This window comes from Streptomyces sp. NPDC104202, assembly GCF_055584185.1.
In genome coordinates this window covers 1-18,818 of the sequence record NZ_JBVJMN010000085.1, presented here as the reverse complement: position 1 = coordinate 18,818, position 18,818 = coordinate 1, and the positions used below count along the sequence as shown (strand labels likewise).

Genomic DNA, 18,818 nt, shown 5'->3' with positions numbered 1-18,818 from the left:
CACTAACGGCTGCGCGCGGAGGGGTTCTCCCCTGTGGACGGCGGCCTGTGGACAGAGCACGCAGAACGGTCCGCCGCCTGTGGCCGAAGCACAGGGGGCGGACCGTTCGCGGTGTCCTGGTGCGCGCACGTCGGCGCGGGGGGCCCGGACGGCGTCCGGGACCGGGCGCCGCTCAGACGGCGGCCTTCTTGAGGCGGCGGCGCTCGCGCTCGGAGAGGCCGCCCCAGATGCCGAACCGTTCGTCGTTCTGCAGGGCGTATTCGAGGCACTCGGAGCGGACCTCGCAGGCGAGGCAGACCTTCTTGGCCTCGCGGGTCGAGCCGCCCTTCTCGGGGAAGAAGGACTCGGGGTCGGTCTGGGCGCACAGCGCGCGCTCCTGCCAGCCGAGTTCCTCGTCCGCGTCCTCGACCAGCAGTTCCTGGAACAACTCGGTCATGTGCGCCCCTCGTCTGTTCTGTGCGTCCCCGTGGTGTTGCCGTTGCGAACCCGGCCTAACGACACGAGTGAAATTACAAGTTTGTGCTCTGTGCGAGTCAAGCCGAGATCTGCTATTGGGCCCCGTATTCACTCTGCGGAACCAAGCCTATGCGGTAAGTGTTCAAATCACCAAAAAACGTGACACATGCCGCTGGCCGGACCATGCTGCACTTCCCCTCACGGGCGGCGGAGTGTCCGTCTTTCACGAGGAAGGACGTCCGAAACTTGGATCTTGTTGCGATCCAGCCATGGAAGCGATCCGCATCACAGTCCGGTCACGGACCGTGACGAACGGCCGGAGCCGATCTTGTGGTCGCCGCCATGTTTACGGGCACGGCTGATGCGCCATCTGTCCTGGTCCGCGCATGAACAAACCTTTCTCCGCGCACGGTAACCGGATGAGGTGAAACATTACCCCCAAATCGGGCATTGGGTTGACAGTCGGGTGCTCTTCCCGCCACCTTTGGTGGCATGCCAGCGACCACAGCGCCCGCCGCGACCCACGCCCGTGGGTTCCGCCGCGCTGTCCAGGCGCGCTGTTGCTGTTGTTGTTCCAGCTGTTGATGCCGTAGAGCTCCAGCTTCTTCCCCCAGCGTCACCCTGCGTCACTCGCGTCACCTCTCTCCGTGACCCCCACCGCTTCTGTTTCTGCTGAGGAACCTCCCCACCCATGAACATGGACAGCGACCTTCAGATCGCCGGCGACATCCTCGAGGTCCCGCACCTCCTCCAGCCCGAGCGCGCCCACCCCGTGACCGTGGCCGAGTTCGCCGGCCTCGCGCGCTCCCTCGCCGACGACCGCTCCCAGTGGGCGCCCTACGTCGAGTACGACGCCACGTCCCGCTGGTACCACCGGCTGCGCACCGGCCCCGGCTACGAGGTGTGGCTGCTCTCCTGGGTCCCCGGTCAGGGCAGCGGCCTGCACGACCACGGCGTCTCCTCCGGCGTCCTGACCGTCCTGGAGGGCGAGTTGACGGAGCGCACGGACCGCGGCGTGCGGACCCTGCGCGGCGGCTCCCAGCGCGTCTTCGCCCCCGGATACGTCCACGAGGTCGTCAACGACTCCCTCGAACCGGCCGTGAGCCTGCACGTCTACTTCCCCGGTCTGACGGAGATGCCGATGCACGAGTCGCTCCAGGCCCAGTGCTCTCCGGCCACTCTCGCCCCGGAGGCCCCGGCGGTGACCGTCGCCTGACAGACTGCTGCGCATGCGCATTGTGGTTCTGGCCGGCGGTATCGGTGGTGCTCGTTTCCTTCGCGGCCTCAAGCAGGCCGCCCCGGACGCGGAGATCACCGTCATCGGCAACACCGGTGACGACATCCATCTCTTCGGGCTGAAGGTCTGCCCCGACCTGGACACGGTGATGTACACCCTCGGCGGTGGCATCAACGAGGAGCAGGGCTGGGGCCGCCTCGACGAGTCCTTCACGGTCAAGGAGGAACTCGCCGCCTACGGCGTCGGACCCGAGTGGTTCGGCCTCGGCGACCGCGACTTCGCGACCCACATCGTCCGTACGCAGATGCTCGGCGCGGGCTACCCGCTGAGCGCGGTCACCGAGGCGCTCTGCGCCCGCTGGCAGCCCGGCGTGCGCCTGCTCCCCATGTCCGACGACCGCGTCGAGACGCACGTCGCGATCGAGGTCGACGGCGAGCAGCGCGCCGTGCACTTCCAGGAGTACTGGGTGAAGCTGCGCGCCTCCGTGGACGCCAGGGCCGTCGTGCCGGTCGGCGCGGAGAACGCCAAGCCGGCGCCGGGCGTGCTCGACGCCCTCGCCACCGCCGACGTCATCCTCTTCCCGCCGTCCAACCCCGTCGTGAGCGTCGGGACGATCCTGGCCGTGCCCGGCATCCGCGACGCGGTCGCCTCCTCCGGGGCGCCGGTCGTCGGCCTCTCCCCCATCGTCGGCGACGCCCCCGTGCGCGGCATGGCCGACAAGGTGCTCGCCGCCGTCGGCGTCGACTCCACCGCCTCCGCGGTGGCCCGGCACTACGGCGCCGGACTGCTCGACGGCTGGCTCGTCGACACCGTGGACGCCGGCTCGGTCGCCGAGGTCGAGGAGGCGGGCATCCGCTGCCGCGCGGTTCCGCTGATGATGACCGACGTGGACGCGACCGCCGCGATGGCCCGGGAGGCCCTCCGTCTGGCCGAGGAGGTGCGCGCGTGACCGCCGCCTCCCCCTCGTACCGCGTCTGGGCCCCCGCCGGGCTGCCGGAGGTGTCGGCCGGCGACGACCTGGCCGCGCTCATAGCCGCCGCGTCGCCGGACCTCGCCGACGGGGACGTCCTCCTCGTCACCTCGAAGATAGTGAGCAAGGCCGAGGGCCGGCTCGTCACCGCCGAGGACCGCGAGAAGGCCATCGACGCCGAGACCGTACGCGTCGTCGCCCGGCGCGGCACGCTGCGGATCGTCGAGAACCGGCAGGGGCTCGTCATGGCCGCCGCCGGTGTCGACGCCTCCAACACCCCCTCCGGAACCGTGCTGTTGCTCCCCGAGGACCCCGACGCCTCCGCGCGGCGCATCCGCGCGGGGGTGCGCGAGGCCCTCGGCGTCGACGTCGGCGTCGTCGTCACCGACACCTTCGGGCGACCCTGGCGCGCCGGACTCACCGACGTGGCCATCGGCGCCGCCGGCGTGCGCGTCCTCGACGACCTGCGCGGCGGCACCGACGCCCACGGCAATCCCCTGAGCGCGACCGTCGTCGCCACCGCCGACGAACTCGCCGCCGCCGGCGACCTGGTGAAGGGCAAGGCCGCCGGCCTCCCGGTCGCCGTCGTCCGCGGCCTGCCGCACGTGGTCGCCGACGACGACGAGCCGGGCGCGCGCGCCCTCGTGCGCGGCGCCGCCGACGACATGTTCCGGCTCGGCACCTCCGAGGCCGTGCGCGAGGCGGTCACCCTGCGGCGCACCGTCCGCGAGTTCACCGACGAGCCCGTCGACCCGGGCGCCGTGCGCCGCGCGGTCGCCGCGGCCGTCACCGCGCCCGCGCCGCACCACACCACGCCCTGGCGGTTCGTCCTCCTGGAGTCGCCCGCGTCGCGGACCCGGCTCCTCGACGCCATGCGGGACGCCTGGATCGCCGACCTGCGCAAGGACGGGAAGTCCGAGGACTCCATCGCCAAGCGGGTGCGCCGCGGGGACGTCCTGCGCAACGCCCCCTACCTGGCCGTCCCGTGTCTCGTCATGGACGGCTCGCACCACTACGGCGACCCGCGCCGCGACGCCGCCGAGCGCGAGATGTTCGTCGTCGCCGCCGGCGCCGGCGTGCAGAACTTCCTCGTCGCCCTCGCCGGCGAGCGCCTCGGCTCCGCGTGGGTCTCCTCGACCATGTTCTGCCGCGACGTCGTCCGCGACGTCCTCGGCCTGCCCGACCACTGGGACCCCCTCGGCGCCGTCGCCGTCGGGCACCCGGCCGCGCCCCCCAAGGACCGGCCGGCGCGCGTGGCGGCGGAGTTCTTCGAGGTGCGCTGAGGAGCGGCCGGAGGGCCGTGAGCCGTCGGCCGCCGTCGCGGTGGTGCGGGGTCTTCGGGGCCCCACCACCGCGTGACCGGCGGGCGGACGGTCGGCGGGCCGGTGGTTCAGAGGCCGGTGATGTCGCCCGGGGTCATCCGGGGGGCGCGGCGGGGCGGGACCCGGCCGCTCAGGAGGATCAGGCGGGCCGCGCGGTGGCGCTGGCCCGCGTAGGGCTCCAGCAGGGCGAGCATGGCCGCGTCGTCGGCCGTACGGTCGCCCGCGAGCGCCCAGCCGACGATCCCCGGCAGGTGCAGGTCGCCCGTCGTGACCTCGTCGGGAGCGCCGTTGCTGCGCTGGATCGTCTCCGCGCTCGTCCACGGGCCGACCCCGGGGACCAGCTCCAGCCGCCTGCGCGCGGCCGGCGGGTCCATGAGCGCGGCCTCCTCCAGACGGGCCGCCACCCGGGCCGCGCGCACGATGGTGGCCGAACGCTTCCCGTCGACGTTCGCGCGGTGCCACTCCCACGACGGGATCTGCGTCCACGTGCGCGCGTCCGGCATCGCGTACATGCCCTCCGGGGCCGGGCCCGGCGCCGGCTCGCCGTACTTCCGTACGAGCGTCCGCCACGATCCGTACGCCTCGTGCGTGGTGACCTTCTGCTCCAGGATCGACGGGATCAGCGACTCCATCACCAGGCCCGTACGCGTCAGGCGCAGGCCCGTGCGACGGCGGTGGCTCGCCAGGAGGAGCTTGTGGCGCGGCACGAACGCGGCCGGGTCGTCGTCCGCCCCCAGCAGCGCCGGCAGCGTCTCCCGGAGCCACGCGGCCCCCGGGCCCCACGTCTCCGCCTCGATCCCGCCCCCCGCCGCGCTCACCCGCAGCGTCCCCGGGCCGTCCGGCGTCCGCGTCACCCGCCACACCGAGCCGTCCCGCGTCGCCCGGAACGTCGGATCCGCGGGGCCCCGCCGGAGCGGGCCCAGCGTGAGGCCCAGGTCCACGGGGGCGTCCGTCGTGGAGGACGGGGTGAGGGGCAGGGGGAGGTGGCCGCCGCGGGCTGTGGTGCGGGTGGGTTTGTGGGGGAAGCGGCCGGCCATGGGTACGAGGGTAGCCGGGTGGGGGGGGGAGCCCTGACCCGACTTTCCTGTGTGGGCCTTCGTCCCGCCGCAGCGGGACGAAGGCCCACCACGGCGCGGGCGGGGTGGTTACTGGTCCGAGGAGAAGCGGAGGGTGGAGGGGGGGAGGGTGGCGTCGCACCAGACCCGGGCGCCGTCGCGGAGTTCGTTGTCGGCGCCGATGCGGGCGCCGTCGCCGATGACGGCGCCGTGGAGGACGGTGCGGGCGCCTATGTGGGCGCCGGCGCCCACGAGGGAGTCGGTGATGACCGCGCCGGGCTCGACGACCGCGCCGGCGAGGAGGGTGGAGCCGGTGATCCGGGCGCCCGCGCCGACGACGGCGTCGGCGCCGACGACGGTGCCGCCGGTGAGCTTGGCGTCCGGGGCGACGCGGGCCGTCGGGAGGACGAGGCGGTCGCCGCAGCGGCCGGGGACGGCCGGGGAGGGGGCGCGGCCGAGGACGAGGTCGGCGGAGCCGCGGACGAAGGCCTGCGGGGTGCCGAGGTCCAGCCAGTAGGTGGAGTCGACCATGCCCTGGAGGTGCGCGCCGGAGGCGAGGAGCTCGGGGAAGGTCTCGCGCTCGACCGAGACCGGGCGGCCGGCGGGGATGGTGTCGATGACCGAGCGGCGGAAGACGTACGCGCCCGCGTTGATCTGGTCGGTGACGATCTCCTCGGGCGTCTGGGGCTTCTCCAGGAAGGCCGTGACGCGGCCGGTGGCGTCCGTGGGGACGAGACCGAAGGCGCGGGGGTCCTCGACCCGGGTGAGGTGGAGGGAGACGTCCGCGCCGGACGTGGAGTGGGTGGCGACGAGGGCGCCGATGTCGAGGCCGGTGAGGATGTCGCCGTTGAAGATGAGGACCGGGTCGTCGGGGCCCGAGTGGAGACGCGACGCGACGTTGCGTATCGCCCCGCCGGTGCCGAGGGGCTCCTCCTCGGTGACGTACTCCAGGCTGAGGCCGAGGTCGGAGCCGTCACCGAAGTGGGGCTCGAAGACCTCGGCCAGGTAGGAGGTGGCGAGCACGATGTGCTCGACGCCGGCGGCGCGGGCGCGGGCCAGCTGGTGCGTCAGGAAGGGGACGCCCGCCGCCGGGACCATGGGCTTCGGCGTGTTGACCGTGAGGGGGCGCAGCCGTGTGCCCTTGCCACCGACCAGGAGGATCGCTTCTGTCACCTTGTCGTCTCTGCTTCCTGTTCGGGGCCCGTCGGCACGCCCGTCTCGGTCGTCCGTGCGATATGACCGGTCAGTTTATGCAGACGGTTGCCCCTATGCCCCCATCAGCGCCTCCCCTGGAGCTTCGCGGAGCTCGTGCGGGCGGTGCCGAGCTTGTTGTACAGGCGCCCGCCGGGGCATTCGGTGGCGAATCCGTCACGATGTCCGGCGATGGCGTTGAACCGTACGGTGGTGCCCTTCTTGTACCGGTTTCCGCCGCCCGAGACGAGGTACGCCGCCCCCTTGGGGTTCACCCCGTGGAGCCCGAGTTTCCAGGCCGTCAGGCGGGCGACGGCGGTGACGACGGCGGCCGGCGGGGCGCTCTGGCTGAAGGTGCCGAGGACGGCGATGCCCATGCTGTTGGTGTTGAAGCCGAGGGTGTGGGCGCCGAGGACCGGTTTGGCCACGCCGCCGGCCCGGCCTTCGTAGATGTTTCCGCACTTGTCGACGGCGAAGTTGTAGCCGAAGTCCCGCCATCCACTGCTCTTGACGTGGTAGCGGTAGATACCGCGAAGGACGGAGGGGGCCTGGCTGCAGCTGTAGTTGTTGCCGGTGGCGCTGTGGTGGACGAAGGCGGCCTTGATGGTCTTCGTGTAGACGAAGCCCTTCTCGCGGATCCGTTCGTCGGCGCCCCAGCCCTTGCGGGTGATGATCTTGGGGCGGGGGCCGATGAACGGCGCCACCGCGGGGGCGCCGGGGGCCTGCCGGGCGGAGCGCTCCGGCAGCTGTCCGGCCGTGAGCTCCGTCTCCTCCTTGGAGAGGGCGGGGATCCACGTCGCCCCGAGCGGCGCGAGTCCGGCATTGGCGGCGCTCGCCGCCGCCTCCGCCGCGCCGAGCGCGGCCGTGGTGCCGGGGGCCGCCGGGGCGACGGCCGTACGGCCCCGGGGGGCGGTGACGGCACGGCCCGGGGCGGCCGCGGGGTCCGGCGCCGCGTCCGCCGCGGGGGCCTCGCCCGGGTCGACGAGTTCGAGGCGCAGGCCGGCCGGGAGCGGCTCATCGCCCCGTACCCGGATCTCCACGCCGTCCGAGTCGCCGACCCAGAGGGGGGCGGTGGCGCCGCGGAGGCCACGGGTGGCGCCCTCGGCGGTGCCCGGGTCGGCCCCGTGTTCGTCGTTGTGGGTCTCCACGTCCTGCCACGGCGACCAGGTGTCGCCGCCGCCGGCGCGGGTGCGGACCTGCACGGTGCCGTGCAGGGGGGCCGCCGGGTCGTCCCAGACGACGCCGACGAGGGAGAAGGGTCTGACGTCGCGCCGGGTGAGCCCCTGCTCGCCCGCGGCGCCGAGGGCGCGGTTCGAGGCGGCGAGCGGGGCCAGGGGCAGGGACTGGGTGGAGCCCGGGAGGTCGGGCGCGGGTGGCAGCGCGGGGGCCGCCGGTGGCAGCGCGGGGACCGCCCGTGGCAGCCCGAGCGCCGGGGGCACCGCAGTCGCCGCGGGTGCGGCGAGGGAGACCGGCAGGGCGAGTACCGCCGCGCAGGTGACGGCGATCGAGGTGGCGAGTGATACACGCATGGGCCGATCGTGCGGATCTCCGGGGCGTTCCGCGCGTCGGGATCGCGCACCCCGGCTGACGGGCCGTCGGGCCGATCGGTGGACGGCGTCACCGGTACGGCGGACCCGGCGCATCCGCCCGCGTACGCTGTCCGGCGTGAACGCCAGCGACCGCACCCCCGCCGACCTGCTGCGATCCGCGCTCGCCGCGGACCCCGCACGCCCCTTGGTCACTTTCTACGACGACGCCACCGGTGAGCGCGTGGAATTGTCCGTCGCCACCTTCGCCAATTGGGTGGCCAAGACGGCGAACCTGCTCCAGGGCGAACTGTCCGCCGCGCCGGGCGACCGGCTCGCGCTGCTGCTGCCGGCGCACTGGCAGAGCGCGGTCTGGCTGCTCGCCTGCGCTTCGGTCGGGGTGACGGCGGAGGTCGGCGGCGACCCCGCGGACGCCGATGTCGTCGTCGCCGGTCCGGACGGACTGGAGGCGGGTCTCGCCTGCTCCGGGGAGCGGATCGCGCTGTCGCTGGCCCCGCTGGGCCGCCGCTTCCCCGCCGCGCCCGCCGGGTACGCGGACTACGCGGTCGAGGTCCCCAGTCAGGGCGACCGGTTCGCCCCGTTCGTCCCGGTCGACCCGGACGCGCCCGCCCTCGTCGTCGACGGCGAGGAGCGCACCGCCGCCGCACTGGTCGCGCGGGCCCGTGAGGACGCCGCCGCCCTCGGCCTCGGCCCCGGCTCCCGCGTCCTGTCCTCGCTCGGCTACGACGGCTGGCAGGGCCTCTCCTCGGGCCTGTACGCCCCGCTGGCGGCCGGCGCCTCCGTCGTCCTCTGCCGGAACCTGGACCGGCTCGACGCCGAGGGCATGGAGAAGCGGGCGGAGAGCGAGCGGGTGACGCACCGGGCGCTCTGAGGCGCGTCGCCGGGCACCCCGTCCGCCCGGCCCCGGCGCCGCCCACGGTCCGCCCCGGCGTCCGGCCGAAACCCCGGCGCACGCCCCTCACCCCGCCGAGTGCCCCATTCGGCGTAGGGGCGCGCCGAGTCCCCGGGTCCCCGAGCCGAGTCCGGTACATGATCGGCCGGGGGGATTCGACTCCTTCCGCACAACCGAGCGTCGGGTTCGGTCGTCCTCCTGGACGACCGGTGGCCGCCCGTCGCGCCGCCGACGCCCTGAAGGACGGACCCAGACGTGACGGACCGTGCAGGCACGCCCGCCGAACCGGACCCGGCGGCAGCGGAGGGCGCAGCGGCGCCCGGCAGCGACGACGAGCCGGGCACTCCGGGGAAGCCGCCGCGCAAGCGCCACTGGCTGCGCTGGACGGCGCTCGGGGTCTCGGTCGTCGTGCTGGCGGCGGCCGGGGTCGGCTGGTGGTTCTACCGGAAGCTCGACGGCAACATCACGACGGACACCACGGCCGCCGACGAGCTCGCGAAGTACGAGAAGGAGCGGCCGCCGGCGGGGACCACGGCGGCCCGGAACATCCTGCTCATCGGCTCGGACACGCGGGCCGGCGAGGGGAACCGCAAGTACGGCAGGGACAAGGGCACCCAGCGCTCGGACACGACGATCCTGCTGCACCTGTCGGAGGGGAACGCGAGCGCGACCGCCGTCTCGCTCCCCCGCGACCTGATGGTGACGATCCCGAGCTGCCGCAAGCCCGACGGGACCCGGACCCGCCAGCAGTTCGCCCAGTTCAACTGGGCCTTCGAGTTCGGCGGTACGGCGTGCACGATCCGTACGGTCGAGAAGCTGACCGGGATCCGCATCGACCACCACATGGTGATCGACTTCCGGGGCTTCAAGAAGATGGTGGACGCCGTGGACGGGGTGGAGGTCTGCCTGAAGGAGCCGGTGAACGACTCCGACGCCCATCTGAAGCTGCCGGCGGGACGCCAGACGCTCCACGGGGAGCAGGCGCTGGGCTTCGTACGGGCCCGGAAGTCGATCGGCAACGGCAGCGACACCGAACGGATGGACCGCCAGCAGCAGTTCCTCGGCGCGCTTGTCAACAAGGTGCAGAGCGACGGGGTGCTCCTCAACCCGACGAAGCTGTATCCGGTGCTGGACGCGGCGACCAAGGCGATCACGACCGACCCGGGGCTGGACTCGCTGCGGGACCTGTACGACCTGGCGCGGGCGATGCGGTCCGTGCCGACCGAGAAGGTGCAGTTCCTCACGGTGCCGCGGCGCTCCTACACGTACGACGCGAACCGGGACGAACTGGTGCAGCCCGCGGCGAGTCAGCTCTTCCGGCAACTGCGCGAGGACAAGCCGGTCGTGGTGGCCCCGAGCAGCGAGGACGACGGGCGGAAGGCCGCCGGGGACGGGAAGCCGGACGACGCGGAGGCGGACGCGCCGTCGGCCTCGCCGGCCCCGACGTTCACCGGGCGGAGCGCGGCCGAGGCGGTGTGCTCGTAGCAGAAGGCGGTGGGGACCGTGGGTAAAGGTCGGCCCAAGGGGAGGGCGGAGAGCGATGAGGTTTGAGCAAATTGCCCGGTTGTAAGGGGCGTGGAATTTGTCACGGACGTCGCCCCACGCTGAACTGGGCGGATAGTGTGACGCGATCCGGTGCACCCCGACCGCATGGTCGCACTCACCAAGGATCGAACGAACGAGAGAGCGGCGCCCTGTGGGGGAGGCGCCCCGCGTGGCACCGACGGAGGACTCGAGGAACCGTGGACGCGCACAGCCGTGGACGGGCGGACGAGATCGACCCCGCCGACCAGTGGGTGCTGAACCCGCAGACCGGCAACTACGAACTGCGACTGGACCACTCCGCTGAGGAGCCGCAGGCACCGTCCCGACCCCGCAGATCCGCCCCCGCCGCGAGATCCGCCGCGGCCCCCGCGGCCGCGCCCGTCGACGCCCCCGTCCCCGGCCAGCGCCGGCGCCGCGTCCCCGAGCAGCCGGCCGGCGGCGCGTCGTCCCCCGCGAGCCGCCGCAAGCGCAAGCAGGGCGCATCCCGCAAGAAGAAGGTCCTGCTGTGGACCGGCGGCACGATGGCGTTCGTCCTCGTGGGCGGCGCCACCGGCGCGTACGTGCTCTACAAGCAGCTGGACGGCAACATCCACGTCGTCGAGCCCATCGGCACCGAGAGCAAGGGCTTCCGCAAGGGCGAGGCCTTCAACGTGCTGATCATCGGCACCGACAAGCGGACCGGCGAGGGCAACGGCGGCTACGGCGACAAGGACAGCCCCGGCCACGCGGACACCACGATCCTCTTCCACGTCTCCAAGGACCGGACGAACGCCACGGCGCTGTCCATCCCGCGCGACCTGATGACGGCCATCCCCGAGTGCCAGTCGCGGCAGCCCGACGGGTCGATCCTGACGATCCCCGGCCAGTCCAAGGCCCGCTTCAACGTGAGCCTGGGCCAGGGCGGCCGTGACCCCGGCTGCACGATGCGCACGGTCAAGGAGCTGACCGGCCTGACCGTCGACCACTTCATGATGGTCGACTTCAACGCCGTCAAGGAGCTGACGACCGCCGTCGGCGGCGTGGAGGTCTGCGTCGAGAAGCCGGTGAACGACCGGAAGTCGCACCTGAAGCTGCCGGCCGGTGTGTCGACGATCCAGGGCGAGCAGGCCCTCGCCTTCGTCCGCACCCGCTCCAGCTTCGGCAACAAGAGCGACCTGGACCGGATCAAGGTCCAGCAGCAGTTCATGAGTTCGATGATCCGGCAGATGAAGTCGAACGAGACGCTCACCAGCCCGACGAAGCTGTACGACCTCGCCTCGGCGGCGACGAACGCGCTCACCGTCGACAAGGGCATAGGGTCGCTCGGCAAGCTCCAGGACCTGGCCAAGGAGCTCGCGGGGATCGACGCGAAGAACATCGCGTTCACCACGCTCCCGGTGATCGACAACCCGGACGAGCCGACCCCGATCACCGTGGTGCCCCATCCGACGCAGGCGGCACAGCTCTTCGCGGTCCTGCAGTCCGACACCTCGCTGACCGAGGTGAAGAAGCAGCAGCAGGACGCGAAGAACGCCCAGGCGCAGGCGCAGGCCGCGCTCCTCAAGGGCGCCCGGTCCACGGCCTCCCAGGTGCGCGTCGACGTCTACAACGGCAGCGGCATCACGGGGGCGGCGCAGTCGACCATCAACTGGCTGCAGAACGAAGAGGGCGTGACCCGCTCCACCAACCGGAGCAACGCCCCCGAGAAGGCGGCGCGGACCACGCTCACCTACGCACCGAACCAGGCCGATCAGGCCCGCAAGCTCGCGGACATGATGGGTCTCTCCGCCACGGCGCTCAAGCCGGGCACACAGGACGCCGGGGAGCGCGAGCCCATGACGCTCGTCCTCGGCGCCGACTTCAAGGGCGCGGGGGTGCCCGTCACCGGACCGGCAAAGGTGCCGACGGATCTGCAGAAGGTAGCAGCTGACAAGCAGGTGTGCGCCAAGTGACCCGGATACACCGGGACTTGGCGCGCATCTGACTGACGAGGGGACCTGGGGTGGGACAGAACAGCGTGCGTGGGGAGGGAACGCGGGGACGCGTTCCGCGCGCCCGTGAACTGGGCTGGGACGACGAACTGTACGAAGCGGGGGAGGCGACCGGGACGAGCGGGAGCGCTCCCGAGGAGGCCGCGGAGGCCGACGCGCCCGCGTCGACCCGCGCCTCGCGTCGACGCGGTGGCGGTCACGGTGACGACGGCGGCAAGGCCGACGCCGGTACGGGCGCGGGCGGGCGGGCCGCCGCGCGGCGGCGCGCCAAGAAGACCGGCAAACGCAAGGTGCTGCGGTGGGTGGCCCTCACCCTGTCGCTCCTGATACTCGGGACGGCCGGCGCCGGATACCTGTACTACCAGCACCTCAACGGCAACATCCGCAGCGGCGGACGCGCGGGCGGCGACAGCGGAGTGAAGAAGGCCGCGCCGAACGCCCTCGGCGACACCCCGCTCAACATCCTCCTGATCGGCTCCGACAGCCGGGCCGACGACAAGAACATCGCCCTCGGCGGCGGCAAGGACGACAAGAACCGGGCTCCGCTCGCCGACGTGCAGATGCTGCTGCACGTCTCCGCGGACCGCCAGAACGCCTCGATCGTCTCGATCCCGCGCGACACCGTCGTCCCGATCCCCCAGTGCAAGAGCGACACCGGGGAGACCTTCCCCGCCACGACCACCCGGCCCATCAACGAGAGCCTCCAGCGCGGTGGTCCGGGCTGCACCCTCACCACCTGGGAGAGGCTCACCGGCGTCTACATCGACCACTGGATGATGGTCGACTTCGCCGGCGTGGTGGCCATGGCGGACGAGGTCGGCGGCGTCCCGGTCTGCGTGAAGACCGGCGTGTACGACAAGTCGACCGCGCAGGTGCGGGGCGGCTCCGGGCTGAAGCTCAAGGAGGGCACCACCGAGATCCAGGGCAAGCAGGCCCTCCAGTGGCTGCGGACCCGGCACGCCTTCGGCAGCGACCAGAACCGCGCCAAGGCCCAGCACATGTACATCAACGGCATGATGAAGAAGCTCCAGGGGCAGAACGCCTGGACCGACACCGGCCGTCTGATGGGGCTCGCCGAGACCGCGACCAAGGCGCTGCAGGTCTCCGACGACCTCGACACGGTGAAGAAGCTCTTCGACCTGTCGATGCAGCTGAAGAACGTGAAGATCGACCGCCTCACCACGGCGACGGTCCCGACGGTGCCGTACCCGCAGAACCCGAACGCCTGGCTGCAGATGGTCCCGGCGTCCGCGGACAAGATGTGGACCATGCTCCGCGAGGACGTCGCCCTGGACAAGAACGGCGAGGCGGCCGGCACCAAGCCGAAGCCGACCGGTCCGGCGAAGCCGAAGACCCCGGCCGCGGCGCCCGGTTCCTTCGCCGTCGCGGTCGTCAACGGCACCGACGGCGGCGGCGAGGCGGCCGTCGAGGGCCGCGCCCGCACGGTGACCGAGCACCTCCAGGGCAAGGGCTTCACCCGCGCCGGGGCCTCCCAGGAGGGCGCGAGCCGCAAGGACACCGTGGTCCTGTACCCCAAGGCGGAGGGCGACCAGGGCAGGGCGAACGCGCTGTCCGTGGCCAAGGCGCTCGGCCTGCCCGACTCGGCCGCCCGCGCCGACGCCACGGCGCAGGAGATCCGGCTGGTGATCGGCGCCGACTTCCGCGAGGGCACCACCTACAAGAGGGCGACGGCCAAGGCCGGCGACCTGCCGGACGGCGCCGACGACAAGGCGACCTGCATGGACGTCTACTCGGTCTACCGGTGGGACGGGAAGAGCTGACCCTGGCACCTCCGTGACGCACGCGACGGCCGGGCCCCCGGAAGGGGACCCGGCCGTCGCGCGTGCGCGGAGCGGTCAGACCGACTCGGTGTCGCCGGCCCGCACCGCCGGACGGCGGCTCGCGATGACCTTCCTCGCGAGGGAGCGGGGGCTGGTGAGGAAGCCGTAGCCCCAGGACATGTGCATGGTGGCGAGGGCCACCGGGATCTGCAGCCGCGCCTTGAGCGGGAGGCCCTTGCCGGCCGGGACCGAGCCGGCGGCGATCGCGGCGAGGTAGCCCGCCGGGACCACGAAGCCGAGCGGGGTGAGGACGGCGCCCACGACCAGGCCGGCGGCGATGGCGCAGACGGCGGTCGGCGGGGCCAGGTAGCGCAGGTTGATGGAGCCCTGGTGGTAGCGGGCGACCACGTGACGCCAGCGGCCGTAGTCCTTGTACTGCTTGGCGAGGGCCTTCACGGAGGGCCTCGGGCGGTACTGGACGCGGAGCTCCGGGGAGAACCAGATCAGGCCCCCGGCCTCGCGGATGCGGAAGTTCAGCTCCCAGTCCTGGGCGCGGATGAACTCCACGTTGTAGCCGCCCTGCTGCTCCAGTGCCTCGCGCCGGAAGACGCCCAGGTACACGGTCTCCGCCGGGCCGGCCTCGCCGCCGGTGTGGAAGGCGGCGTTGCCCACGCCGATCTTCGAGGTCATCGCGGCGGCGACCGCGTCCTCCCAGGCGTTCTCGCCCTCGGCGTGCATCACCCCGCCGACGTTCTGCGCGCCGGTCTCCTCCAGGAGCCGGACGGCGGTGGCGATGTAGTTCGGGGAGAGCATGCCGTGGCCGTCGACGCGCACCACGATCGGGTGGTGCGACGCCTGGATCGCCGCGTTGAGGGCGGCGGGGGTACGGCCGGTGGGGTTCGGCACCGTGTGGACGCGGCGCTGGTCCGAAGCGGTTTCGCGGACGAGCTCGGCGGCGATCTCGTCCGTGCGGTCCGTGGACGGGCCGAGGGCGATCACCACCTCCATCTCGCCGTCGTACTCCTGCTCCAGGATGTGACGAACCGAGGTGCGCAGATACCGCTCCTCGTTGAGGACCGGCATGATCACGGAGACGGGGGGCGTGGCGTTCATTGCCCGCCACGTTACCGCGAATGGGGGACAGCGGTGCGCGCCGAGCGGGTGGTGGGGCCTGGCGCTGATCGTATGGGCCTACGGTGCTCACGGTTCCCCCTGTCGCACCCGCGGAGGTGTCCGTCCGTGCCCACACCGCCCCGCACGTCCCGTCCCCGGCCCAGCGCCCGGCCCGCACCGGTCCGCCGGCGACGGCGGAGGCGCCCCCGGTGGGGGATGCGGATGGCGACGGCGCTCTCCGTGACGGTCCTGGCCGCCGGCGGCATCGGGCACGCCGTGGTCACCGGCCTGGACACCGGGATCACGCGGGTCGACCCCTTCAAGGACATGAAGAACCGGCCGCAGGCGGGGCACGGGATGAACGTGCTGGTCGTCGGCACCGACGGCCGCGACCGGATCACCCCGGAGGAGAAGGCGAAGTACCGGCTCGGCGGCGCGCCCTGCCACTGCACCGACACCGTGATGCTCGTCCACATCTCCGAGGACCGGGAGCGGGCGAGCGTGGTGAGCCTGCCGCGCGACTCGTACACCGAGATGCCCGCGCACACCGACCTGACCAGCGGGAAGAAGCACCACGCGCATCCGGTGAAGCTGAACGCGGCCTACGCGGAGGGCGGCCCCGGGCTGACCGTGCGGACCGTGGAGTCGATGACCGGGGTGAAGATCGACCACTACCTGGAGGTCGACTTCACCAGCTTCATGCGGACCGTGGACGCGGTCGGCGGCGTGCAGATCTGTACGACCCGGGCCGTGAAGGACTCGTACACCGGGCTCGACCTGTCCGCCGGCACTCATGAGCTGGACGGCGGGCAGGCTCTTCAGTACGTGCGCTCCCGCCACATCGACGGCGCCTCCGACATCGGGCGCATGCAGCGCCAGCAGCGCTTCCTGGCGGCGCTCATCGAGCGGACGACCAGCGGCGGGGTGCTGCTCAACCCGGTGCGGTTCCGGGAGGTCGCCACGACCCTGCTGAGCTCGGTGCGCGCCGACGAGGACTTCGGCACGGACCAGCTGCTGGCCCTCGCCAAGGCCATGCACGGCTTCACCCCGGCGTCCTCGGAGTTCGTCTCCGTGCCGATCGGCGACATGAGCTTCCCGGTGAAGGGGATCGGCTCGACGGTGAAGTGGGACGCGGCGAAGGCCCGGAAGCTCTTCCAGGCCCTGCGCGAGGACCGGCCGCTCGCCCCGCAGAAGGCCGCGAGCTCCGCCAAGGCCCCGAAGTCCGTCGTCGTGGACGTGGCGCCGCGCACCGTCCGCGTGCAGGTCTACAACGGGACCCGGACGGACGGGCTCGGCCGGAAGGTCGACGACGCGCTGCGGGCGACCGGCTTCGACACCACCCGGACCCCGATGACCGGGGCCGGGCGGGAGCACACCCGCACTGTCGTCGAGTACGACCCCCGCTGGGACCGCTCGGCGAAGTCCCTCGCGACGGCCCTTCCCGGGGCCGAGCTGAAGGCGGTCGCGGGGCGGGGCGGGACGCTGCGGGTGACGGTGGGGGCCGACTACCGCGGGGTGCGCGGGGTCCGGGCGGAGGACACGGGGCGGGCCGGGCCGTTCGAGGCGGTCACGGGGGACCAGGTGGTGTGCCCGTGACGGGCGGGCCGGGCCGCGAGGGGCCCGGCGGCGGCGGTCAGTCCTCGTAGCCCTCGGCGATGCGGCGCTCGCGGAGCTCCTTGATGGCCTGGCGGCGGGCGAGCCGGTGGGTGCGGCGGATCTGGGCCTCCTGGTTCCGGCGCTTGTCCTGTTCGGTCTCCGGGATGACCTGGGGGACGCGGCGGGGCTTGCCGTCGGCGTCGACGGCGGCGAAGACGAGGTAGGCGGAGCCGACCTGGGTGGCGGGGGTGGACTCGTTCCACCGCTCGGCCATGACCCGGACGCCGACCTCCATGGAGGACCGGCCGGTCCAGTTGACCTGGGCCTTCACGTGCAGCAGGTCGCCGACCCTGACGGGCTCCAGGAAGGCCATCTCGTCCATGGAGGCGGTCACGGCGGGGCCGCCCGAGTGCCGTCCCGCGACGGCGCCGGCCGCGTCGTCGACCAGCTTCATGATGACGCCGCCGTGCACCGTGCCGAGGAGGTTGGTGTCGTGGCTGGTCATGATGTGGCTGAGGGTGGTGCGGGAGGCCGAGGTGGGCTTGCCCGGGATATCGCCCTGTTCTGTCATGCCCTCCACCATATGCCGGGTCCCGCCCCTGTCCGGTTTGCATCAGCTTGGCAACAGCACCGGTCCGATCCTCCACCCGCCCTGTCGCCGGGAAAGCCCCGACCGGCACACTGGTCCGCATGAATGACTGGTCCGAAGACGGCGGCCTCGGCCGCGGCAGCGCGAACTCACAGCCCGAGGGCGCCCGCCGGATGAGCCACGTGCGGCGCCCGCAGGTTCCGCAGCAGCCGCCCCGGTACGACCAGGGCTACCCGCAGCAGGGCCAGGGCCGCGGGCAGGAGTACCGCCCGGACTTCACGCAGGCGCGGGGCGAGGGCTACGACTCCGGGTACAACACGGGCCAGGTCTACGGCGCCCCGCAGGGCGGGGCCCAGGGCGGCGGCCACGGCGCCCCTCCCCCGCCGTACGCGCCGCAGGGACCCGGGCGTCCCGCGCCGGACTGGCGCAAGCGCGCCAAGGTCGGTTCGATCGTGCTGGTCGTCGGCGTCCTCGCCTGGGGCATCGGCACGTACGCCTGGGCCAGCTCGCAGATGCGCAACGAGGTGGACCTCTCCAAGGTCATCGAGCGTCCGTCCGAGGGCGACTGCACGACGTACCTGATCGTCGGCTCCGACAGCCGCGAGGGCATGTCGGCCGAGGAGAAGAAGAAGCTGCACACCGGCTCCGCCGAGGGCAAGCGGACCGACTCGATGATGATCCTCGCGGCCTGCTCCAGCGGGAACACGATGGTCTCGCTGCCCCGTGACTCCTGGGTGACGATCCCGAACTTCGTCGGCTCCGAGTCGGGCAAGGCGTACCCGGCGCGCGGCGGCTCCAAGCTGAACGCGGCCTACGCGATGGACGGCCCCGAGCTGCTCGTGCGGACCGTGGAGTTCAACACCGGCCTGCGCATCGACCACTACGCGGAGATCGGCTTCGCCGGCTTCGCCAACATCGTGGACGCGCTCGGCGGGGTCGAGCTGAACATCGACAAGGGCTTCAAGGACAAGAAGTCCGGCGCCGACTTCCAGGCCGGCAAGCAGACCCTCAACGGCGAGCAGGCGCTGGCCTTCGTCCGTACCCGGTACGCCTTCGCCGAGTCCGACCTGCAGCGGACGAAGAACCAGCAGAAGTTCCTCTCCGCGCTGGCCAACCAGGCGGCGACGCCCGGCACGATCCTCAACCCGTTCGCGCTGTACCCGACGCTGGGCGCGGGTCTGGACACGCTGATCGTGGACAAGGACATGTCGCTGTACGACCTCGGCAAGATGTTCTTCGCCATGAAGGGCATCAACAGCGGCGACGGCAAGTCCATGAACATGCCGATCTCGGGCACCGCTCCGCAGGGCTCCCTGAAGTGGGACATGCCGAAGGTGAAGCAGCTGGTCGAGCAGATCCGGAACGACGAGAAGGTCACCGTCGAGTCGAACCGCTGACCCGCGGACGGACACGACGGAGGGCGCCTTCCCCGGCGGGGAGGGCGCCCTTCGCGCGTCCCGGTGGTTACGGGAGGTTGCGGGCCATGACGATGCGCTGGACCTGGTTGGTGCCTTCGTAGATCTGGGTGATCTTGGCGTCGCGCATCATGCGCTC

General features: G+C 72.5%; 16 protein-coding genes. 9 read left to right on the top strand and 7 right to left on the bottom strand.

Translation table 11 applies throughout. From position 1 onward, the window contains the following. Nucleotides 1–172: 172 nt before the first annotated feature. Nucleotides 173–436, bottom strand: coding sequence for a WhiB family transcriptional regulator (locus ACZ60W_RS34425; RefSeq protein WP_015033978.1), 264 nt, complete (start codon nucleotides 434–436; stop codon nucleotides 173–175). A gap of 711 nt (nucleotides 437–1,147) precedes the next feature. Between ACZ60W_RS34425 and ACZ60W_RS34420 the strand changes: the two genes are divergently transcribed. Genes ACZ60W_RS34420 through ACZ60W_RS34410 form a run of 3 tightly spaced genes read left to right on the top strand, consistent with a single transcriptional unit; the run spans nucleotide 1,148 to nucleotide 3,946 of the window. Next, nucleotides 1,148–1,672, top strand: coding sequence for a cysteine dioxygenase (locus ACZ60W_RS34420; protein WP_469759344.1), 525 nt, complete (start codon nucleotides 1,148–1,150; stop codon nucleotides 1,670–1,672). A gap of 13 nt (nucleotides 1,673–1,685) precedes the next feature. Continuing rightward, nucleotides 1,686–2,642 carry a 2-phospho-L-lactate transferase gene (cofD, locus tag ACZ60W_RS34415; protein WP_469759343.1) on the top strand — a complete coding sequence of 319 codons (957 nt, stop codon included), beginning with the start codon at nucleotides 1,686–1,688 and terminating at the stop codon, nucleotides 2,640–2,642. Further along, nucleotides 2,639–3,946, top strand: a complete 1,308-nt coding sequence (locus tag ACZ60W_RS34410) for a coenzyme F420-0:L-glutamate ligase (RefSeq protein WP_469759342.1) — start codon at nucleotides 2,639–2,641, stop codon at nucleotides 3,944–3,946. The genes cofD and ACZ60W_RS34410 overlap by 4 nt, the downstream gene beginning before the upstream one ends. Nucleotides 3,947–4,053: 107 nt before the next feature. On the opposite strand, the gene ACZ60W_RS34405 is transcribed toward ACZ60W_RS34410, so the two are convergent. From ACZ60W_RS34405 to ACZ60W_RS34395, 3 genes are all read right to left on the bottom strand, one after another. Beyond that, nucleotides 4,054–5,022 carry a DNA-3-methyladenine glycosylase family protein gene (locus tag ACZ60W_RS34405; RefSeq protein WP_469759341.1) on the bottom strand — a complete coding sequence of 323 codons (969 nt, stop codon included), beginning with the start codon at nucleotides 5,020–5,022 and terminating at the stop codon, nucleotides 4,054–4,056. A 108-nt stretch (nucleotides 5,023–5,130) separates the two neighbouring features. Continuing rightward, nucleotides 5,131–6,213: a mannose-1-phosphate guanylyltransferase gene (gene manB, locus ACZ60W_RS34400; RefSeq protein WP_469759340.1), complete on the bottom strand. Its 1,083-nt coding sequence runs from the start codon at nucleotides 6,211–6,213 to the stop codon at nucleotides 5,131–5,133. Between the two features lie 104 nt (nucleotides 6,214–6,317). Further along, complete coding sequence (locus ACZ60W_RS34395) at nucleotides 6,318–7,760, bottom strand: peptidoglycan recognition protein family protein (RefSeq protein ID WP_469759339.1); 1,443 nt, start codon at nucleotides 7,758–7,760, stop codon at nucleotides 6,318–6,320. Between the two features lie 136 nt (nucleotides 7,761–7,896). Between ACZ60W_RS34395 and ACZ60W_RS34390 the strand changes: the two genes are divergently transcribed. The 4 genes from ACZ60W_RS34390 (at nucleotide 7,897) to ACZ60W_RS34375 (ending at nucleotide 13,966) form a co-directional block, all read left to right on the top strand. Then, entirely contained in the window at nucleotides 7,897–8,649 is a 753-nt protein-coding gene (locus ACZ60W_RS34390) for a TIGR03089 family protein (RefSeq protein ID WP_469759338.1), read from the top strand. Nucleotides 8,650–8,925: 276 nt separating this feature from the next. Beyond that, on the top strand, nucleotides 8,926–10,155 hold the full coding sequence (locus ACZ60W_RS34385; protein ID WP_469759337.1) for an LCP family protein: 1,230 nt from the start codon (nucleotides 8,926–8,928) through the stop codon (nucleotides 10,153–10,155). Between the two features lie 257 nt (nucleotides 10,156–10,412). Then, a complete protein-coding gene (locus ACZ60W_RS34380) occupies nucleotides 10,413–12,146 on the top strand; it encodes an LCP family protein (RefSeq protein WP_469759336.1) in 1,734 nt (577 codons plus the stop codon). Between the two features lie 50 nt (nucleotides 12,147–12,196). Beyond that, entirely contained in the window at nucleotides 12,197–13,966 is a 1,770-nt protein-coding gene (locus tag ACZ60W_RS34375) for an LCP family protein (protein WP_469759335.1), read from the top strand. 75 nt (nucleotides 13,967–14,041) lie between these two features. Here ACZ60W_RS34375 and ACZ60W_RS34370 read toward each other — a convergent pair whose 3' ends face one another. Continuing rightward, nucleotides 14,042–15,079 (bottom strand): glycosyltransferase family 2 protein, encoded by a 1,038-nt coding sequence (locus tag ACZ60W_RS34370; protein WP_469759334.1) that lies wholly within the window; start codon nucleotides 15,077–15,079, stop codon nucleotides 14,042–14,044. 126 nt (nucleotides 15,080–15,205) lie between these two features. On the opposite strand from ACZ60W_RS34370, the gene ACZ60W_RS34365 reads away from it, so the two are divergent. Further along, nucleotides 15,206–16,675: an LCP family protein gene (locus ACZ60W_RS34365; RefSeq protein WP_469759333.1), complete on the top strand. Its 1,470-nt coding sequence runs from the start codon at nucleotides 15,206–15,208 to the stop codon at nucleotides 16,673–16,675. A gap of 37 nt (nucleotides 16,676–16,712) precedes the next feature. On the opposite strand, the gene ACZ60W_RS34360 is transcribed toward ACZ60W_RS34365, so the two are convergent. After that, nucleotides 16,713–17,246, bottom strand: a complete 534-nt coding sequence (locus ACZ60W_RS34360) for an acyl-CoA thioesterase (RefSeq protein WP_469759332.1) — start codon at nucleotides 17,244–17,246, stop codon at nucleotides 16,713–16,715. Nucleotides 17,247–17,365: 119 nt separating this feature from the next. Here ACZ60W_RS34360 and ACZ60W_RS34355 point away from each other — a divergent pair, with 119 nt between their 5' ends. Next, nucleotides 17,366–18,661, top strand: a complete 1,296-nt coding sequence (locus ACZ60W_RS34355) for an LCP family protein (protein ID WP_469759331.1) — start codon at nucleotides 17,366–17,368, stop codon at nucleotides 18,659–18,661. 67 nt (nucleotides 18,662–18,728) lie between these two features. On the opposite strand, the gene ACZ60W_RS34350 is transcribed toward ACZ60W_RS34355, so the two are convergent. After that, a partial coding sequence (locus tag ACZ60W_RS34350) for an acyl-CoA dehydrogenase family protein (protein WP_144385854.1) occupies nucleotides 18,729–18,818 on the bottom strand: 90 nt, incomplete at its 5' end.